Source organism: Variovorax sp. P4_D9 (genome assembly GCF_056401695.1).
On record NZ_JBFUIU010001135.1, the window covers coordinates 1 to 2292 of the forward strand.

The following is a 2292-nucleotide window of genomic DNA, read 5'->3' on the forward strand; positions in this document are numbered from 1 at the left end:
AGCACATGCAGCCGGCCTTCGTCGACCGCCTCGATGCCTGGACCTTGCAGCAGCAGGCCGGCATGGACCTGCCGCCGATCATGATTTACGGCGACGACGTCACGCACATCCTGACCGAGGAGGGCATCGCCAACCTGCTGCTGTGCCGCAGCGACGAGGAGCGCGAACAGGCGATCCGCGGCGTCGCCGGCTACACCGCCGTCGGGCTGGCGCGCGACCGCCGCGCGGTCGAGAACCTGCGCGACCGCGGCGTGATTCGGCGGCCGCTGGACCTCGGAATCGACCCGCGCGATGCCACCCGCAACCTGCTGGCGGCCCGCAGCATGCGCGACCTGGTGCGCGCGTCCGGCGGGCTGTATCAGCCACCCAAGCGTTTCAGAAACTGGTAGGAGGCCGCTGTGTCCACATCCCATCCCACAGGGCTCGAAACCCTCGAGTTCACATTCCCCGGCAGCCGGCCCGCCGGCGCCATCGCCCCGGTGCTGGTCGGCGTGGTCGGCTCCGGCAACCTTGAGGTGCTGCTCGAGGCTGCGGCTGGCAGCGACTGCAGTGTCCGCATCGAGACCTCGGCGCGCGGCTTCGGCCCGATCTGGCAAGCCGTGCTGAGCGACTTCCACCAGCGCCATCCGCTGGCCGGCGTTCGCATCTCGATCAACGACATGGGGGCCACGCCCGCGGTCGTCAGCCTGCGGCTGGACCAGGCGGCGGCGGAGCTCAGCATATGAGCCGCCGGGCCGCTCCCAAGGCGAATACCGCAGCGCGCAGCGCGGAGGTACTCCTGTGACCACCATCAGCTTCGCCGAATGCTCGGCGCGCGAGCGGATCGCGCAGCTCTTCGATGCCGGCAGCTTCCACGAATGGCTGCCGCCCGCCGAACGCGCGACCAGTCCGCACCTGGCGCAACTGGGCCTGCCGTGCGCCTTCGACGACGGCGTCGCGGTCGGCCGCGCCCTGCTGCACGGTCGACCGGTCTTCGTCGCCGCGCAGGAGGGCGCCTTCATGGGCGGCGGCGTCGGCGAGGTCCACGGCGCCAAGCTGGTCGGCCTGTTCCGCCGCGCGCTGCGCGACCGGCCGGCCGCGGTGCTGCTGCTCGCAGAGTCGGGCGGCGTGCGGCTGCACGAGGCCAACGCGGGGCTGATCGCGGTGTCGGAAGTGATGCGTGCGCTGCTCGACGTGCGGGCTGCGGGGATCCCGGTGGTGGTGCTGATCGGCGGTGCCAACGGCTGCTTCGGCGGCATGGGCATTGTGGCGCGCTGCGCCGACCGCATCGTGATGAGCGACGTCGGCCGGCTCGCGATGTCGGGGCCCGAAGTCATCGAGGCATCGCACGGCGTCGAGGAATTCGATTCGCGCGACCGGGCACTGGTCTGGCGCACCACGGGCGGCAAGCACCGCTACCTGTGCGGCGACTGCGACGCGCTGGTTGAGGACGACGTGCATGCCTTCCGCGTCGCGGCGATTGCCGCGATCAACGTACCGGACGCGGCGCGCCCACTGACGCTCGAGGCGCTGGAGGCCGAGCACGCACTGCTCGCGGTGCGCCTCGACGCGCTGTCCGGCGCGGCCGACGGCGACGACGAGTCGTTTCGCCTGTGGCGCCTGCTGGGCATCCCGGAGCCCGAGCGGGTGCCGGATCTCGACGTCAAGGCGGTGCGCGCGCTGCGCCCCGCCTAAGGAGAACACGATGGAATGGAAAGCACTCGCCGAAGCCCTCTTCGGCCCCGGCCACGGCATCGAGGCCGACGGCGACTTCCTGCGCGGCGAACCCCGTTTCGACGGCCGGCCGATCACCGTGGTCGGCACCACGAACCACGCGCCAATCGGCGTCGCGCTGGCGCTGGCGCAGGCCCGCGTGGCCCTCGACACCATCGCCAAGCGGCCGGGCCAGCCGATCCTGCTGCTGATCGACACCCAGGGCCAGCAGCTGCGCCGGCGCGACGAACTGCTCGGCATCAACCGCGCGATGGCCCACCTGGGCGCCAGCATCGACCTGGCGCGGCGCCGCGGGCACGCGGTGATCGCGCTGGTCTACGACCAGGCGCTGTCGGGCGGATTTATCACCTCGGGCCTGATCGCCGACGCCTGCTATGCGCTGCCCGAGGCCGAGATTCGCGTCATGCGCATTCCCGCGATGTCGCGTGTCACGAAATTGCCCGAAGACATGCTGACGGCCCTGTCGCAGTCGAACCCGGTGTTCGCGCCCGGGGTCGGCAACTACCTCGCGATGGGCGGCGTGCGCGCGCTCTGGCAGGGCGACCTGGCGGCGGCGCTGCGCAGCGCCCTGTCGCTGAC

The 2292-nt window shown here is 71.7% G+C and carries 4 protein-coding genes; all 4 read left to right on the plus strand.

From position 1 onward, the window contains the following. Window positions 1-389 (plus strand): malonate decarboxylase subunit alpha (locus AC1DY5_RS51995; protein WP_478122076.1); only part of this gene is annotated, 389 nt, incomplete at its 5' end. A 9-nt stretch (window positions 390-398) separates the two neighbouring features. Next, window positions 399-725 (plus strand): malonate decarboxylase acyl carrier protein, encoded by a 327-nt coding sequence (gene mdcC, locus AC1DY5_RS52000; protein WP_478122077.1) that lies wholly within the window; start codon window positions 399-401, stop codon window positions 723-725. Between the two features lie 55 nt (window positions 726-780). Further along, window positions 781-1674, plus strand: a complete 894-nt coding sequence (locus AC1DY5_RS52005) for a biotin-independent malonate decarboxylase subunit beta (protein WP_478122078.1) — start codon at window positions 781-783, stop codon at window positions 1672-1674. Window positions 1675-1684: 10 nt separating this feature from the next. Continuing rightward, window positions 1685-2292: biotin-independent malonate decarboxylase subunit gamma (locus AC1DY5_RS52010; protein WP_478122079.1), on the plus strand; the 608-nt coding region annotated here is incomplete at its 3' end.